The organism is Streptomyces endocoffeicus, assembly GCF_016741935.1.
GTDB classification, from domain to species: Bacteria; Actinomycetota; Actinomycetes; order Streptomycetales; family Streptomycetaceae; genus Streptomyces; species Streptomyces endocoffeicus.
Genome location: NZ_JAERRG010000008.1, coordinates 425430 through 442036 on the forward strand (window position 1 = coordinate 425430; position 16607 = coordinate 442036).

Here is a 16607-nt window from a genome sequence, read left to right on the forward strand (position 1 = left end):
GGCGCCCGGATGCGGGGAGCGCCGTGGCCCGGGACGCGGTGGCCGCGCGTACGTGACTCACAGCAGTCCCCTTTCACTCAACAGCAACCGCACCTCGGCCGCCGACTCCTGCACGCTGTTCCTGTGGGTTTCGATGCGCAGATCCGGGTCGGCAGGGGCCTCGTAGGGGTCGTCCACACCGGTCAGACCCGAAAGCTCGCCCGCCGCCTGCTTCGCGTACAGCCCCTTGACGTCCCGCTCGGAGCACACCTCAACGGGCGTGGCCACGTGCACCTCCAGATACGGGGTGCCCTCGCGCTGGTGGCGCTTGCGCACCGCCTCCCGGCTGTCCCCGTACGGGGCGATGACCGGCACCAGCACCGTGACCCCGTGGGAGGCCAACAGCTCGGACACGAAGCCGATCCGCTGGACGTTGGTGTGCCGGTCCTCGCGGGAGAACCCCAGGCCCGAGGAGAGGAACTCGCGGATCTCGTCCCCGTCGAGCACCTCCACCCGGCGGCCCTCACCGCGCAGCCGCTCGGCCAGCGCATAGGCGATCGTGGTCTTTCCCGCGCTCGGCAGACCGGTCAGCCACACCGTGGCACCGGTGGTCGTGGGGGCGCTCATCTCGTTCTCCTGGTCGACAGCCATCAGCCGTGCAGCCCGCATTCGGTCTTGTTGCTCCCCGCCCAGCGGCCGGACCGGATGTCCTCGCCCTCCAGAACCCGACGGGTGCAGGGCGCGCAGCCTATCGACGGATAGCCGTCCATCAGCAGGGGGTTGGTCAGCACACCGTGCTCGGCGACATAGGCCTCGACATCCGCTTGCGTCCAGCGGGCGATCGGCGAGATCTTCACCTTACGGCGCCGTGCGTCCCAGCCAACGACCGGGGTATCGGCGCGAGTTGGCGATTCGTCCCGGCGCAGCCCCGTGGCCCAGGCGTCGTACTCCCGCAACCCCTCCTCGAGCGGCTGCACCTTCCGCAGGGCGCAGCACAGGTCGGGGTCGCGGTCGTGCAGCCGGGGGCCGTACTCGGCGTCCTGCTCGGCCACCGTCCGGCGCGGGGTCAGGGTGATGACATTGACGTCCATCACGGCCGCCACCGCGTCACGGGTGCCGATGGTCTCGGGGAAGTGGTAGCCGGTGTCGAGGAAGACCACATCCACACCGGGGAACGCGCGGGAGGCCAGATGCGCCACCACCGCGTCCTCCATCGAGGAGGTGACGCAGAAACGCGATCCGAAGGTGTCCGCCGCCCAGCGCAGGATGTCCAGCGCCGAGGCGTCCTCGAGCTCGTGGCCCGCCTTCTCGGCGAGCCCTTCGAGATCGGTGTCCTCAAGCCGTGTCGTCATATCGCCGTGCCCCCTTCATCGATCGGGTCGTGCCGCAGGCCCTTGGCCAGCAGCCCGAGGAACGACAGGCGGAACGCGCGGTTGCAGGACGCGCATTCCCACGCGCCATGGCCCTCCTCCGAGGGACGCAGATCCTCGTCCCCGCAGTAAGGGCAGTAGAACGGCGCGGCACGCTCGCTCATGTGAGGGCCTCCTCCTTGGCCCGTGCGGCCCAGGTGGCGAAGCGCTCGCCGTCCTCGCGCTCCTCCTGGAAGCGGCGCAGCAGCCGCTCCACATAGTCGGGGAGCTCGGCGGCGGTGACCTTCAGCCCGCGCACCTTGCGGCCGAAGCCCGGCTCCAGGCCCAGGGCGCCGCCCAGGTGCACCTGGTAGCCCTCGACCTGCCGGCCGTCGTCGTCCATGACCAGCTGGCCCTTGAGACCGATGTCCGCCACCTGGATACGGGCGCAGGCGTTCGGGCAGCCGTTGAGGTTGATGGTGATCGGCTCGTTGAACTCGGGCAGCCGGCGCTCCAGCTCATCGATGAGCCAGGAGCCGCGCGCCTTGGTCTCGACGATCGCCAGCTTGCAGAACTCGATACCGGTGCAGGCCATCGTGCCGCGCCGGAACGGGGACGGCTTGACCTGGAGGTCCAGCGCCTCCAGCCCGGCGACCAGCGACTCCACCTGGTCCTCGGTCACATCGAGCACGATCATCTTCTGCTCGACGGTGGTGGTCAGCCGCCCGGAGCCATGCGCCTCGGCCAGGTCGGCGATCTTGGTGAGGGTGGCGCCGTCCACCCGCCCGACGCGCGGCGCGAAGCCGACGTAGTAGCGGCCGTCCTGCTGGCGGTGCACTCCGATGTGGTCACGCCACTGCTGGACGGGCTGCTCGGGAGCCGGGCCGTCGGACAGCGGACGCTTCAGGTACTCGTCCTCCAGCACCTGGCGGAACTTTTCCGGGCCCCAGTCGGCGACCAGGAACTTCAGCCGGGCGCGGGTGCGCAGCCGCCGGTAGCCGTAGTCGCGGAAGATGGAGACGACACCGGCCCAGACCTCCGGGACGTCCTCCAGCGGGACCCAGGCGCCGAGCCGGACGCCGATCTTGGGGTTGGTGGAGAGTCCGCCGCCGACCCACAGGTCGAAGCCGGGGCCGTGCTCGGGGTGGCGGACGCCGACGAACGCGACGTCGTTGATCTCGTGCACCACGTCGAGCACCGGCGAGCCGGAGACCGCGGTCTTGAACTTCCGCGGCAGGTTGGAGAACTCCTTGCTGCCGATGTAGCGCCGGTGGATCTCGTCGATGGCGGAGGTGCCGTCGATGATCTCGTCCTCGGCGATCCCCGCCACCGGCGAGCCGACGATCACACGCGGGGTGTCACCGCACGCCTCGGTGGTGGACAGCCCGACGGCCTCCAGCCGCTTCCAGATCTCGGGCACGTCCTCGATCCGGATCCAGTGGTACTGGACGTTCTGCCGGTCGGTGATGTCCGCGGTGCCGCGCGCGAACTCCTCCGAGATCTCGCCGACCACCCGCAGCTGCTCGGTGGTCAGCCGGCCGCCGTCCACCCGCACCCGCATCATGAAGTACTCGTCGTCCAGCTCCTCCGGCTCCAGGATCGCGGTCTTGCCGCCGTCGATCCCGGGCTTGCGCTGGGTGTAAAGACCCCACCAGCGCATCCGGCCGCGCAGATCGGCGCCGTCGATGGAGTCGAAGCCGCGGTGGGCGTAGATCGTCTCAATGCGTGTCCGCACATTGAGACCGTCATCGTCCTTCTTGGTCTGCTCGTTGCCGTTGAGGGGGGTGAAGTGCCCCGCGGCCCACTGGCCTTCGCCGCGGTGGCGTCCGGCCTTGCGGCGGGGCGTAGCGCTTGCGCGTTCCGGGGTGGCAGCCATGGCGGTGTATGTCCTTCGATGCGACTCTGGTGCGGCGGGAAGTACGTTGGCGCGCACCGTCTGACCTGCGCATGCGCAGGCGGGCAGGGGTGTACGGCGGTGACCGGTGCGAGATGCGGCGGGGAGTGTCGAGGCGTGCGCGCTCGCCCACGTCGTCGGGGGCGTGCGGAAGATGTGCTGGTGCGAGATGTGGTGATGCTGCCCGGGGCCTTGCTGACGGCCCTGTCGAGGTGCGGGTCAGCCCGCCGGACAGATCGCGCTGGACATGCGGCCGAGGTCGACGTGGCGTCGACTCACCAAGGCAATTCCAGCTCGAGACATGATGGAAGCGTCGCATGGTGGTCTCTGACGAGTCCACCTTTATCCACTATGCGGACGAATCTGTCTCGAAATGCAAGACGCTGTGGTGTTGGTCACTCCTCGTCCGCGGTCTTGACGTCGAACACCCGGAAGCCCCGGCGGCGGTAGTTGTCCAGCGCGTACGGCCCGTCCTTGCTGCAGGTGTGCAGCCACACCCGCTTGGTCGGCACCCGGTCCGGCCAGCGCTCGGCCAGGTCCCAGGCGCGGGACGCCCCCCAGGTCAGCAGATGCCCGCCGATGCGGCGGCCCCGGAAGGCGGGCAGCAGGCCGAAGTACACGACCTCCACCACGCCCTCGTCCTGACCCTCCAGCTCGATGTACCCGGCCGGGGTCCCGCGCTCGTACGCCACCCAGGTCTCCACACCGGGCCGGTGCAGATACTCCTCCCACGCCTCCCGCGACCACACCAGCCGGTCGGTCCACGACACATCCGAGCCCACCGACGTGAAGAGGAAGTGGCTGAACTCGGGGCTCGGCACCTCGGCCCGGGCGATCCGCACCCCGGCCGTGACGGGCGGCTCCTGCGCCGGGCTGAGATCGGACGGAGCGGTCTGCTCCAGGTGCCACGTGGTCACAGTGATGGTCATGGTGGACAGATAACCATGGACGCCGTTGACTCGCCTTGACGGGTATCGCTCAAGCGGGGAGGGCGGGGTCGGGGTGTCCGGGAACGGGGATATGGAGGAGTTCGCGGTGCTGTTGCGCGAGCTCAAGGGGAGGACGAACCGCAGCTACGCGGCGCTGGCGGCGCGCAGCGGGGTGAGCGCGTCGGCGCTCCACCGCTACTGCTCGGGGGCGAGCGTGCCCGGCGACTACGAGGTGCTCGCGCGGTTCGGCAAGGTGTGCGGGGCCAGTGGTGAGGAACTGCTGGAACTGCATCGGCGGTGGGTTCTGGCCGATGCGGAGCGCAAGCGGGCGGTTTCGCGGGCGCCGGCCGCGGTGTCGGCGGGGCGGGGCGGGGCCGGCGGGTCGGTTGTCTCACCGGTTGAGACGACGGGGGAGCCGGATGCCGAGACGGGGGCGGAGCCGGGGCCGGGGCCCGGGGTGGCCGCGGCTGCGGAACCGGAGCTGGAACCTGGGCCGGAGCCTGGCCCCGGGCCGGAGCCCCTGCGCACCGCTCCGGACCCGGACCCGGACCCGGCCTCGGCCCCGGAGCCCGGGTCCGCCGCGTCGCCCCCGCGTCGTCGGCCACTGCTCGTCGTACTCGCCCTGGCCGTGTTCGCCGCCGCCGGGGTGGCGGCCGCGCTGTTAGGGCAGGCGCTGACGTCATCGGGCGGGTCGGGCGGGTCGGACGGGTCGGGCGGGTCCTCGGGCGACCGACCGCTGCTGTCCTCTCGTTGCCCGGTCGTGGTGAGCATGGGGCAGTCGAGCGCGTGTGTGCATGAGCTCCAGTCGCTGCTCGCCCGCGCGGGCGGCAGGCTCGACGTCGACGGGGCGTTCGGGCCGGTCACCCAGATGCGTGTCGTGGTGTTCCAGCTCCGCAGCGGGCTGACGCCCGACGGATCGGTGGACGAGCGGACCAAACGCGCGCTCTACGAGAACGAGGGCAAGCCGCTCGACACCTGGACACCGGACCGGGTCACCCGGCGCATCCGCGAGGTCTTCACCGAGGACCCCGAGCGCGCGGTCGGCATCGCGGACTGCGCCTCGTACCTCGATCCCCTCTATACGCTGCCCAACTCCAACGCCACCCGGAACTGGGGCGTCTTCCAGCTGTACGACGGCACGCTGCGCAAGCTGGGCGGCACCCGGGAGCAGGCGCTGGACCCGGACTGGAACATCCGCGCGGCCCATCGGCTGTGGGCGCTCACCCATGACTTCAGCGCCTGGAAGGCCTGCGACCGCGCCTACCGCGCCGGATCGAAGAGCTGATCACCGCATGCCGTGCCGCCCCGCATCCCACCGAGCATCCCAGCCCCCGCCGTCCCCGCAGCTCACGGACGGTTTCCGATCCCGCTGTCCCGATTTCCCCGGTGAGTCGCCCGCCCGACCCGGAGGGCTGGGATCGTGCTGCCGCCGTCCTCGACGGTCCACGGATCCGCAGACGAAGGAGACGAAGACGACCATGGCTGTGACCAGCACCCGGATCAGACTCGGCGCCCTGCTCGGTGGCGCGGTCCTCGCCGCCACCGGCGTGTCCACCGCCCAGAGCGCGGCGGCCGCCCCCAGCGCCCCCGTGGCCGCCGACGCGCCCTCCGCCGCCGCGGTGACCAAGCTCAGCCACTCCGACGCGGCGAACCGGCTGCGCGGCGCCGGGGTCTCCTGGACCTCCAGCGGGGGCTGCTCGGACCGCAACAACCCGACGTGTACCTCGTTCGAGCAGATCAACCTGACCACCGTGCAGGGTGCCATCACCCTGAAGGGGGCCACCGGCTGCGCACTCACCATCACCGGCGGTACGGAGACCGGGCACGCCTCCGGTACGTACAGCCACTGGAACGGCTACAAGCTGGACTTCAGCCCCACCAGCTGCCTCAGCAACTACATCACCCGCACCTTCACCAACATCGGCCCGCGCCCCGGTGACGGCGCCCAGCAGTACAAGTCCGGTTCGGGCAACGTCTACGCCCGCGAGAGCAACCACTGGGACGTGACCTACTACAACTGCGGAGGCTGCTGACCCGCGGCCCTCCATCGCTCCCACCGACCGTCCGGACGGCTGCAACGCGGCGCAACCTTTGCGCATGGCTGTAGTCGGCACTGACAGTGGGCCCGGCGGGCGGAGGGTGGTGCCGAGTCGGCGCGGCATCCCCTCCGCCAACGCCTGTGCGACGACCTTTTGCGCGGATTCGGCCTGGTCACCGGATGAGCGGCGGTGAAAGCGCCGGATACGGTGAGAAGGTGCAGCCAGCAGAAGAAACATCGAAGCCGTCCGGCCGGCTCCGCAAGGCCCGCGCCCTCTACCGCAATGTGTCCAAGCGCAGGATGGCCTGGCTGCTGCTGAAGGACACCATCAATTCCTGTATGGAGTACCGGGTCACCGGGCTCGCCGCCGAAGCGGCCTTCTTCACCCTGCTGTCGCTGCCGCCGCTGCTGCTCGCCCTGATCGGGCTGCTCGGCTACTTCGACGCCTGGACCAGCACCGACACGGTGGCCACCATCCGGCAGAACATCCTCGACGCCTCCGCGACCGTGCTGTCCGACCGGGGCGTCAAGGAGATCGCCCGGCCGCTGCTGGACGATGTGATCAAGGGCGGGCGGCCCGATGTGATCTCGCTGGGCTTCGCCATCGCCCTGTGGTCCGGCTCCCGCGCGGTGAACGTGTTCGTGGACACCATCACGATCATGTACGGGCTGGAGGGGAGGCGCGGGATCGTCAGGACCCGTCTGCTGTCCTTCCTGCTCTATCTGGTGGCGCTCGTGGTCGGGGCGGTGGCGCTGCCGCTGATGGTGATCGGGCCGGAGGCGGTGGTGGACTTGCTGCCGTCCAGCGGGGATCTCGTACCGGTCCTGTACTGGCCGGTGGTGATCGTGCTGTCCATCGCCTTCCTCACCACGCTCTACCACGTGTCCGTACCGGTGCGCTCGCCGTGGCCGGAGGACATTCCCGGTGCGCTGGTGGCGCTCGCGATATGGGTGCTGGGCAGCTTCCTGCTGCGGATCTACCTGGTGCATACGGTCGAGGGCCCGACGATCTACGGCTCGCTGGCCGCACCCGTCGCGGTGCTGTTGTGGATCGGGGTGTCCGCCTTCGCGGTGCTGGTCGGGGCGGCGGTCAACGCCGCGATCGACCGGGTCTGGCCCTCGGTGGCCACGGCCGCCGGGCGTGCCGAGCGCGCGGCCCGCGCCCGGGAGGAGGTGGCCCGGCTGCGGGCGAAGGAGCAGCGTACGGCGGACGACGGCGCGGCGGAGATCACCCCGCCGTCGGAGTTCCCCGAGCGCTGGGCCCAGTTCCTGCCGCACGGCGACATACGCTCCCGGCTGCACACGAAGCGCGAGGCGGGGGAGAAGTCGGGCGAGAAGCCGGGGGAGAAGCCGGGCGAGAAGCCGGGGGAGAAGGCCGCCGGGAAGGCCGGGAAGCCCGCCGGTCGGCCCGCCGATCAGCCCTCGGGAACGGCACAGCCCACGGGGACACCGCCCTCGGGGAAGCCGGCTGCGGAGCCCCGGACGCCCCGGCAGGGGCCGAGGCGTCCGGAGGTACGGTCCGCGGCGGACGGCGCGGACGCCACCGCGGCGGACGACACCGCGGCGGACGACGACCACCCGGTGCGCTGACCGCGCGCTGACCGGGCCGCGCCCTACCCCGCCCTACCCCACAGGGGTGAACCGCACCGGCAGCCGCAGGAGGCCGCGCATCGGCTGGGGCGGACGCGGTCACAGACCGTGTTCGGTGAGCCAGTTCTCGATGGCCTCGGTGGTCTCGGGGAGGTGGTGCTCCATGATCGTGAAGTGGTCTCCCGGGGTGGCCTGGGCGGTGTGCGGGAAGGGCCAGGCCGCGCGCCAGGCGTCGCCCTCGAACCCCTCGTCCTGGTGGGGCATGGGCTCGGCCGCGCTCAGGAAGAACGTCGGGCTCTGGGCGGGCCGCAGGGCGCACTCCTCCATCAGCAGCGCGTTGTAACGCCCGCTCGCCGAGAGCTTCGCGCCGGTCAGCGCGAAGTCGCCGAGCAGCTGCTCCCGGGAGTCCAGGCCCTCGTTCAGCGCGATGTGGGTCTTCTCGGAGAACTGGTGGGTGGCCTCGAAGGTGTCGAGCAGCACGACCGCGCCGGGCGGCAGCCCCGCCCGTTCGGCCCGCTCCGCCAGGGCGTAGGCGAGCAGCCCGCCCATGGAGTGTCCGACCAGGACGTAGCGCTCGGCGCCGAGGGCCGCGCGCAGCTGATGGAGGTGCAGTTCGATCAGGGCGTCGAAGCTGTCGGCCACCAACTCGCCTTCGAGATAACCGGGGTTGACCAGCGACAGGACATCCCGCCTGCCCTCGAACATCTGCGCCATCATCCCGTACTGGATCGGCCCGGCGGTGGCGGTGATGGCGGGCAGACACACCAGCGTGGCCCGGGTGCCGTCGCCACTCGCCATCTTCACCGGCGGGAGGATGTGGTCGGCGGCACCCTCGGTGGTGAAGGACGGCCGGAGCCGGCCCGCGGCCTGGATGAGCGCCATGCCCACCGACTGGGCCCGGCCGCTGGCGTACGCCTGGTGGTAGAGGGTGGTGAGGCTGTCGTACGGGTCCGACTCCGGGGCCGCGGTGGCCTTCGCCAGCTCCAGCTCGATGGCGGACGGGGGCGGCGCGGAGTCGTCCGGGGCGGTCTCGGGCGCGGCCTCGGGCGCGGTCTCGGGCGCGGTTTCGGGGGCGGTCCGCTGCTGGGGCTTGGTGTCATCGGCCACGGGCGCGCTCGGCCGGGTGGCGGCCCGGCTGTCCACCAAGGTGGCCAGGTGCCCGGCGAGCCGGTCCACGGTCGAGTGCTCGAATGTCGCCGTGGCCGACAGCCGGAGCCCGAGCAGTGTGGCGAGCCGGTCGCGCAGATCGATCCCGCGCACCGAGTCCATGCCGAGCGCCAGGAACTCGGCGTCCTGGCCGATCTCGGCGCCCGCCTCGTGGTGGAGCACCGCGCGCAGCTGTTCCCGGACGAGGTTCGCCAGCAGCCGCTCCCGGCCCTCGGGCGGGGCGTCCAGGACGCGCTGGGCGGCGGCGGTGTCCCGCGGCCGGGGGCCCGGCCGTTCGCGCCGTACGGGACGGGCCGCACGCTCCTCCGCGGCCGCCCGCAACCGGTCCGCGGACACCGGCCGCAGCGTCAACTCACTTATATGAGCGAGTGGTTGACCGTCGTCGCCGGTGAGATGGACACCGATGGCATCCGGGCCGACGGCGGACAGCCGTACCCGTACGGTGGCGGGCGGGGCGGTGTCCGGGGCGGAGTGCGGCCGGACACCGGTCCAGGAGAACGGCATCCGGATCGGCGCGCCCGCCGACTCCGCCCGGTCGAAGAACCCGCCGAGGCCGATCGCGTGCAGGGCGGTGTCGAGCAGCGCGGGGTGCAGCGCGAAGCCGTCCACGGGTCCGCCACCGTCCCCCTCGCCCAGGGCCACCTCCGCGAAGACGTCCCCGTCGCGCCGCCAGGCCGACCGCAGACCGCGGAAGGCCGGGCCGTAGTCGAAGCCTTCGGACGCCAGCCGGTCGTAGAAGCCCGTCAGGTCGACGGCGCGGGCACCGGGCGGTGGCCAGGCGGCCGCCATTTCGGCGAACGCGGCCGCATCGGTGCCGTCGTCCCGGGTGCCCTCCGGGCCCGCCGCCGGATCCGGTGCCACGACGGCCCGCACATGGCAGGTCCAGCCCGCCGCCGTGTCCTCGGCCGCCGACTCGCGGCGGGAGTACACGGTGAGCTCCCGCCGACCCTCCTCATCGGGCTCGCCCACCTGGATCTGGAGGTGGGCCGCCTCGGTGGCGGGGAGGAACAGCGGCTCCTGGAGGGTGAGTTCGGGCAGGTGCGGGCAGCCGACCGTACGTCCCGCGTACAGCGCCCAGTCGAGGAACACACTGCCGGGCAGCACCACACCGCCCAGCACCGCGTGGTCGGCGAGCCAGCGGTGAGTGGTCTGTGACAGCCGCGCGGTGAACAGCACCGTGTCGGTCCCGGCCGGGGCCACCGCCCCCGCCAGCAGCGGATGGTCCACCGCCGTGAGCCCGGCGCCGCCCACGTCCCCGGTGTGCTCGGGCGCGTCCAGCCAGTACCGCCGCGCGCGGAACGCGTACGTCGGCAGATCGACGGGCCGCCCGCCCGCGAACGCGGTCGCCCACGCCACCGCGCCACCGGCCACGAACAGCTCCGCGAGCGCCGTGAGCAGCCGCTCCCGGCCGCCCTCGTCCCGCCGCAGCGTGCCCACCACCACGGCCGTCGAGGTGCCCGGTGGCGTCCGTTCGACCGTCTGCTCGATCCCGGGGATCAGCACCGGGTGCGGGCTCACCTCGATGAACACCGTGTGCCCGGTGTCGGCCAGAGCGCGGGTCGCCTGCTCGAACCGCACGGTCTCGCGGAGGTTCCGGTACCAGTACTCCGCGTCGGCACTCGCGCCGTCGAGGAGGGCGCCGGTCACCGTCGAGTACATCGGCACCTCGCCGGGGCGGGGTGTGATGGGCGCGGCCAGCTCCAGCAGCCGCTCACGGATCCGTTCGACCTGCGGAGTGTGCGAGGCGTAGTCCACCGGGATACGGCGCGCCCGCACCCCGTCCCGTTCACACGCCGCCATCAGCTCGTCCAGCGCCGCCGTATCCCCGGCGACCACGGTCGAGCCGGGCCCGTTCACGGTGGCCACGCAGATCCGCTCGCCCCAGGGCGCCACCAGCTTCCCGGCCTCGTCCACCGGCACGGGCAGCGAGACCATGCCGCCCCGGCCCGCCAGTTCGCCCCCGATCAGCCGGCTGCGCAGCGCGACGATACGGGCGGCGTCCTCCAGCGAGAGCACCCCCGCGACACACGCCGCCGCCAGCTCGCCCTGGGAATGCCCCACCACGGCGGCGGGCTCGACCCCATGGGACCGCCACACCCGTGCCAGGGACACCATGACGGCCCACAGCACCGGCTGCACCACATCGACCCGGTCCAGCGACGGCGCGCCGGGGCGCCCGCGCACCACATCGAGCGGTGACCACTCGACATGCGGGGCCAGCGCACGGGCGCAGTCGTCGAACGACTCGGCGAACTCCGTTGAGGAGTCGAGGAGTTCGGCCGCCATCCCGGCCCACTGCGAGCCCTGCCCGGGGAACACGAACACCGGCCCCGACCGGTCGGCGTCCACGGACCGGTCAGCGTCCACGGATCGGTCGGCGGACACAGAGCGGTCGGCGTCCACGGACCGGTCCGTGGGCACGCACCGCACCACACCGGTGGCCGGTTCGCCACGGCCGAGCGCCGCCAGCCGGTCCAGGAAGTCCTCCCGGGTCCGGCCGATCACCACGGCGCGCCGCCCGAAGACGGCCCGGGACAGCAGCGAGCGGGCCACATCGACGGGCGCCAGGTCCGGTTCGGCGGCCAGCCGCTCCCGCAGTCGGCGGGCCTGGTCGCGCAGGCTGTCGGCGCTCTTCGCCGAGAGCACCCACGGCACTGCCACCGGCACCGCCATCGGCGTCGGTTCGGTGGCGGTGTCGGCGTCCGGCGACTCCTCCAGGACCACATGGGCGTTGGTGCCGCTGATCCCGAACGACGACACCGCGCCGCGCCGGGGCGCATCGGCCGAGGGCCAGGGCTCGTTCTCGGTGGCGAGCCGCAGCGCGCCGGCCGTCCAGTCCACCCGCTCGGTGGGGCGTTCGACGTGCAGGGTGCGGGGGACGACGCCATGGCGCATCGCCAGCACCATCTTGATGACACCCGCGACCCCGGCCGCCGCCTGGGTGTGGCCGAGGTTGGACTTCACCGAGCCCAGCACCACCGGCCGGTCGGCGGGCCGGTCCCGGCCGTACGTGGCGATCAGGGCCCGTGCCTCGATCGGGTCGCCCAGTGATGTCCCCGTGCCGTGCGCCTCGACCACGTCCACATCGGCCGCCGTGAGCCCCGCGTTCGCCAACGCCTGCCGGATGACCCGCTGTTGGGCCGGTCCGCTGGGCGCGGTGAGGCCGTTGGAAGCGCCGTCCTGGTTGAGCGCCGAGCCCCGGAGCAGCGCCAGCACCCGGTGGCCGTTGCGGCGGGCGTCGGACAGCCGCTCGACCACCAGCATGCCGACGCCCTCGGCGAAGCCCATCCCGTCGGCCTCGGCTGCGAACGCCTTGGACCGCCCGTCGGGGGCCAGCCCGCCGACCCTGCTGAACTCGACGATCGGCCGTGGGGTCGACATCACCGTCACCCCACCGGCCACCGCGAGACCGCATTCGCCCTGCCGTACCGCCTGCGCGGCCAGGTGCAGCGCCACCAGGGACGAGGAGCACGCGGTGTCCACGGTGATGGCCGGGCCCTCGAGCCCGAGGGTGTAGGCCACCCGGCCGGTGGCCACGCTGCCCGCGCTGCCGTTGCCGAGATAGCCCTCGAAGCCGTCGGCCAGCTGCTCGGGGAAGCGCGTGGCGTAGTCGTCGTAGATCAGCCCCGCGAAGACCCCGGTCGGGGTGGCGCGCAGCGCGGTGGGGTCGATACCCGCGTGTTCGAGCGCCTCCCATGTGGTCTCCAGCAGCAGCCGCTGCTGGGGGTCCGTGGCCAGCGCCTCACGGGGCGAGATGCCGAAGAACTCGGCGTCGAAGTCGGCCGCGTCGTACAGAAAGCCACCGGCCGGCGCATGGGTCCCGGGTTCGCCGGGGCGGCCCAGCTCGGCGTGCCAGCCACGGTCGTCGGGGAAGGGGCCGATGGCGTCCCGCCCTTCCGCGAGCAGCCGCCACAGCTCCTCGGGCGAGCGCACCCCGCCGGGGAAGCGGCAGCTCATCCCGACGATCGCGATCGGGTCGTCGTCCTGGGCGGCCACCGCCGCAAGGGTGGGGACGACGGTGGTTTCGCCGTCCGGTGCCAGGAGCCGCAGCAGCTCGGCCACCAGCGCGGCCGGGGTCGGATGGTCGAAGACGGTGGTCACCGGAAGCCGCAGCCCGGTGGCCGTGCCGAGCCGGTTGCGCAGCTCCACGGCGGTCAGCGAGTCGAAGCCCAGGTCCCTGAACGAGCGGTCCCCGGCCACCGAGTCACCGCCCGTATGCCCCAGCACCACGGCGGCCTGGGCCCGTACGAGGTCGCTCAGCGTGCGCTCGCGGTCCGCCGGGGGCAGCGCGGCCAGGCGATCCCGCAGCCCGCCGCCGCCCGTGGCCGTGTTGGCGGCGCCGCGCCGGACCGCCGTCGTACGGACCAGCCCGCGCAGCAGCGGCGCGGGCTCGCCGTGGCGGCGCAGGGCGGCCACGTCCAGCCGCACCGGAACGCTGAGCGCGCGGGGCGCCCGTATGGCCGCGTCGAAGAGCGCCAGCCCCTGGTCGGTGGTGAGTGGCCGGACGCCCTGACGGCGCATCCGGTCGAGGTCGGTGGCGCCCAGGCCACCGGTCAGCGCGCCGCGTTCGCCCCACAGGCCCCAGGCGAGCGCGTGTGCGGGCAGGCCCTGGTCGCGGCGGTGCCGGGCGAGGGCGTCCAGAAACGCGTTGGCGGCCGCGTAGTTGCCCTGGCCCGCCGAGCCCAGCACCCCGGCGGCGGAGGAGAAGAGCGCGAACAGCGCCAGGTCCCGGTCCCGGGTCAGCTCATGCAGATACCAGGCCGCGTCCGCCTTGGGGCGCAGCACGGTGTCCAGCCGCTCGGGGGTCAGCGCGGAGACCACACCGTCGTCCAGCACCCCGGCCGCGTGCACCACACCGCGCAGCCCCGGCAAGCCGTCCAGCAGCGCGTTCAGCGCCGCGCGGTCGGACACATCACACGCCACCACCCGGGCCGTCGCGCCCAACTCGACCAGCTGGGCAGTGAGTTCGCGTGCTCCGGGGGCGTCCGAGCCCCGTCGGCCGACGAGGACGAGGTCGGTGACGCCATGGCGGGCGACCAGATGCCGGGCCACCGCCGAGCCGATGACCCCCGTGCCACCGGTGATCAGCACGGTGCCGTCGATCGCGTCCCGGGGCGGGGGCGGGGTGAGCACCACCTTCCCGGTGTGACGTGCCTGGCTGACGTGGCGGAACGCCTCCCGTGCCCGGCGGGTGTCCCACGCCGTCACCGGCAGTGGCGCCAGCACACCCGCCTCGAACAGCTCGGCGAGACGGGCCAGCATCGCACCCAGCCGCTCCGCCCCGGCCTCGGCGAGGTCGAACGCCCGGTAGCCGACGCCCGGCCATCGCGCGGCCACCTCATCGGCGTCCCGGACATCCGTCTTGCCCATCTCGATGAACCGGCCGCCGCGCGGCAGCAGCGTCAGCGAGGCGTCGATGAACTCCCCGGCCAGACAGTTCAGTACGACATCGACGCCCCGGCCATCGGTCGCCGTCAGGAAGCGGTCGGCGAACTCCAGAGTGCGCGACGACGCCACCCGCTCGGCCGGAACGCCCATGCCGTGCACCACGGGCCACTTCGGCTCGCTCGCGGTGGTGTACACCTCGGCCCCGAGATGGCGCGCCAGCCGTACCGCCGCCATCCCCACACCACCCGCGGCGGCGTGCACCAGAACCGACTCGCCCGCACGCACCCGGGCCAGCTCGACCAGCGCGTAGTACGCCGTCAGGAACGCGGCGGGCACCGACGCCGCCTGCGGAAACGTCCAGCCGTGGGGCATCCGCACGACCATCCGGGCGTCGGCCACCGCCACGGGGCCCGCATACGCGCCCGACACCAGCCCCATCACCCGGTCGCCCACCGCGAGGCCGTCGACACCGGGGCCGACCTCCAGCACCACACCGGCGCCCTCGGCCGCGAAGAGCCCCTCACCGCTGGGCTCAGAGCTGGGCATACCGCTGGATACCACGCCCAACGACGCGAGGACATCACGGAAGTTGACGCCCGTGGCGCGTACCGCGATCCGCACCTGGCCCGGGGCCAGAGGCTCCTCGACCCCCGGAGCGGGCACCAGCCGCAGCCCCTCCACGGTGCCCCCGGCGTTCAGGTCCAGGCTCCAGGCCCCTTCGGGGGCCGCCAGTATTCCGGCGTCCGACGGCGAGACCCGGCCCAACCGTGGCACGGACACCGCTCCGGCGCGCACCACGAGCTCGGGCTCACCGGTGGCGAAGGCGGCGGACAGGACCGCCGTGGACTCGGGCGCGCCGTCCAGATCCACCTGAGCGAACCGGCCCGGGTGCTCCGAGCACACCGAACGCCACAGCCCCCGCACCCCGGCCAGCGCCAGCTCGGCCCGCTCACCCGGGAACGCCGCCACCGCACCGCGGGTCACCAACGCCAGCCGGACACCGTCGAGTTCGGGATGGCTCAGCCACTCCCGTACGGTCGCGAGCACGGCCGCCAGGCGCTCGCGGCCGGTGGCGGGCACGTCGGCGGTACCGTCCGGCGCCTGCGCCGGGAGAGCGGGCAGCACCACCAGCTGGGGCAGCGGTGTGCCGGTGCGTACGGCGGCGAGGAGCGCGGCCACGTCCGCATGGACGGGGGCGTCGGGGGTGTCGGGGGCGTCGGGCAGGGCAGTGCCGAGCACCGCCATGGGCTCCGTGGCCTCGGACGGCCGGAGGGGCAGCGGCGTCCACGTGACCTCGAAGAGCGCGTCCGGGCCCGTCCCGGTGGCGACCGTCAGCGCGTCGGCGGTCAGGGGCCGTGAGACCACCTCGTCGACGGTGAGGATCGGCAGCCCGGCGAGGTCCGTCATCCGCACCGAGATCCCGCCCGGCCCCGTGGGCGCCATCCGCACCCGGGCGACGGTCGCGCCCGTGGCATGCAGCCGCGCCCCGGAGAACGACAGCGGCATCATCCGCTCCGTCTCGCCCTCCAGGAGCCCCACAAGACGCGTCTGCAACGCCGCGTCCACCAGCGCCGGATGCACACCGAACCGGTCCACGTCACCGGCGGCCGACTCCGGCAGCCGCACCTCGGCGAACATCTCCTCGCCCCGGCGCCATACGGCACCCACGCCCTGGAACACCGGGCCGTAGCCATAGCCGTGGTCCGCCAGCCGCTCGTAGAACGCGTCGATGTCCACCGGCTCCGCGCCGCTGGGCGGCCACTGGGCCTCCGGCTCCGCGGCCGCGGCCGTGTCCATGTGCTCGTCGTGCTCGTCGCCGGGCGACGACGCGGACGCCGTCAGCGTCCCCGTGGCATGACACACCCAGCCCGCCGGATCGTCGTCCTGCCCCGGGCGGTGCGGCCGGGCGTGCAGCCGTACGGCGCATGCGCCCCGCTCGTCCGCCGTGTCGATGCCCACCTGGATGTCGAGGGCGGTGTCATCGGACGGCAGGGTCAGCGGGGTGTGCAGAACGAGCTCGTCCAGCCGTTCGGCGCCCATGTGCCGCCCGGCTCCCAGCACGAGCTCCAGCAGGGCCGCGCCCGGCACCAGGACCCGGTCCAGCACCATGTGGTCGGCCAGCCATGGATGCGTACGGGTGGAGATCCGGCCCGTGAACACGAACCCGCCGCCCTCGGCCATGCTCACCCCGGCCGCCACCAGCGGATGCCCCACCACAGACAGCCCCGCGCCCGCGAGATCCCCGACCCGCTCGGCCGCCGAAAGCCAGTAGT

General features: G+C 73.0%; 10 protein-coding genes. 3 read left to right on the forward strand and 7 right to left on the reverse strand.

The features are described from left to right. Nucleotides 1–57 precede the first annotated feature (57 nt). The 6 genes from cysC to JK364_RS22340 all read right to left on the reverse strand — a co-directional run bounded on the left by cysC (nucleotide 58) and on the right by JK364_RS22340 (nucleotide 4151). The gene (cysC, locus tag JK364_RS22320; protein WP_201852897.1) at nucleotides 58–648 is read right to left on the reverse strand and encodes an adenylyl-sulfate kinase; all 591 of its coding nucleotides are present in this window, start codon (nucleotides 646–648) and stop codon (nucleotides 58–60) included. After that, complete coding sequence (locus JK364_RS22325) at nucleotides 630–1331, reverse strand: phosphoadenylyl-sulfate reductase (RefSeq protein ID WP_201852898.1); 702 nt, start codon at nucleotides 1329–1331, stop codon at nucleotides 630–632. The genes cysC and JK364_RS22325 overlap by 19 nt, the downstream gene beginning before the upstream one ends. Beyond that, nucleotides 1328–1513, reverse strand: a complete 186-nt coding sequence (locus tag JK364_RS22330; protein WP_044569154.1) for a hypothetical protein — start codon at nucleotides 1511–1513, stop codon at nucleotides 1328–1330. The genes JK364_RS22325 and JK364_RS22330 overlap by 4 nt, the downstream gene beginning before the upstream one ends. After that, the gene (locus JK364_RS22335; RefSeq protein ID WP_201852899.1) at nucleotides 1510–3204 is read right to left on the reverse strand and encodes a nitrite/sulfite reductase; all 1695 of its coding nucleotides are present in this window, start codon (nucleotides 3202–3204) and stop codon (nucleotides 1510–1512) included. Before JK364_RS22335 ends, JK364_RS22330 begins: the two co-directional genes overlap by 4 nt. 237 nt (nucleotides 3205–3441) lie before the next feature. Beyond that, nucleotides 3442–3525, reverse strand: coding sequence for a putative leader peptide (locus JK364_RS58070; RefSeq protein ID WP_309471194.1), 84 nt, complete (start codon nucleotides 3523–3525; stop codon nucleotides 3442–3444). A 92-nt stretch (nucleotides 3526–3617) separates the two neighbouring features. Continuing rightward, nucleotides 3618–4151, reverse strand: coding sequence for a GNAT family N-acetyltransferase (locus JK364_RS22340; RefSeq protein WP_201852900.1), 534 nt, complete (start codon nucleotides 4149–4151; stop codon nucleotides 3618–3620). 91 nt (nucleotides 4152–4242) lie between these two features. Here JK364_RS22340 and JK364_RS22345 point away from each other — a divergent pair, with 91 nt between their 5' ends. The 3 genes from JK364_RS22345 to JK364_RS22355 all read left to right on the forward strand — a co-directional run bounded on the left by JK364_RS22345 (nucleotide 4243) and on the right by JK364_RS22355 (nucleotide 7779). Then, nucleotides 4243–5436, forward strand: coding sequence for a helix-turn-helix domain-containing protein (locus JK364_RS22345; RefSeq protein ID WP_201852901.1), 1194 nt, complete (start codon nucleotides 4243–4245; stop codon nucleotides 5434–5436). A gap of 193 nt (nucleotides 5437–5629) precedes the next feature. Beyond that, a complete protein-coding gene (locus JK364_RS22350; RefSeq protein ID WP_201852902.1) occupies nucleotides 5630–6184 on the forward strand; it encodes a hypothetical protein in 555 nt (184 codons plus the stop codon). Between the two features lie 221 nt (nucleotides 6185–6405). Further along, a complete protein-coding gene (locus JK364_RS22355) occupies nucleotides 6406–7779 on the forward strand; it encodes a YihY/virulence factor BrkB family protein (RefSeq protein ID WP_307841355.1) in 1374 nt (457 codons plus the stop codon). 99 nt (nucleotides 7780–7878) lie between these two features. Here JK364_RS22355 and JK364_RS22360 read toward each other — a convergent pair whose 3' ends face one another. Beyond that, nucleotides 7879–16551 (reverse strand): SDR family NAD(P)-dependent oxidoreductase, encoded by an 8673-nt coding sequence (locus JK364_RS22360; protein ID WP_307841356.1) that lies wholly within the window; start codon nucleotides 16549–16551, stop codon nucleotides 7879–7881. Between the last annotated feature and the right edge of the window lie 56 nt (nucleotides 16552–16607).

Excerpts from the sequence above, each read along its gene's own strand:
- cysC (WP_201852897.1), bottom strand. The coding sequence starts at position 648 with ATGCGGGCTGCACGGCTGATGGCTGTCGACCAGGAGAACGAGATGAGC.
- JK364_RS22325 (WP_201852898.1), bottom strand. The coding sequence starts at position 1,331 with ATGACGACACGGCTTGAGGACACCGATCTCGAAGGGCTCGCCGAGAAG.
- JK364_RS22330 (WP_044569154.1), bottom strand. The coding sequence starts at position 1,513 with ATGAGCGAGCGTGCCGCGCCGTTCTACTGCCCTTACTGCGGGGACGAG.
- JK364_RS22335 (WP_201852899.1), bottom strand. The coding sequence starts at position 3,204 with ATGGCTGCCACCCCGGAACGCGCAAGCGCTACGCCCCGCCGCAAGGCC.
- JK364_RS58070 (WP_309471194.1), bottom strand. The coding sequence starts at position 3,525 with ATGTCTCGAGCTGGAATTGCCTTGGTGAGTCGACGCCACGTCGACCTC.
- JK364_RS22340 (WP_201852900.1), bottom strand. The coding sequence starts at position 4,151 with ATGACCATCACTGTGACCACGTGGCACCTGGAGCAGACCGCTCCGTCC.
- JK364_RS22345 (WP_201852901.1), top strand. The coding sequence starts at position 4,243 with ATGGAGGAGTTCGCGGTGCTGTTGCGCGAGCTCAAGGGGAGGACGAAC.
- JK364_RS22350 (WP_201852902.1), top strand. The coding sequence starts at position 5,630 with ATGGCTGTGACCAGCACCCGGATCAGACTCGGCGCCCTGCTCGGTGGC.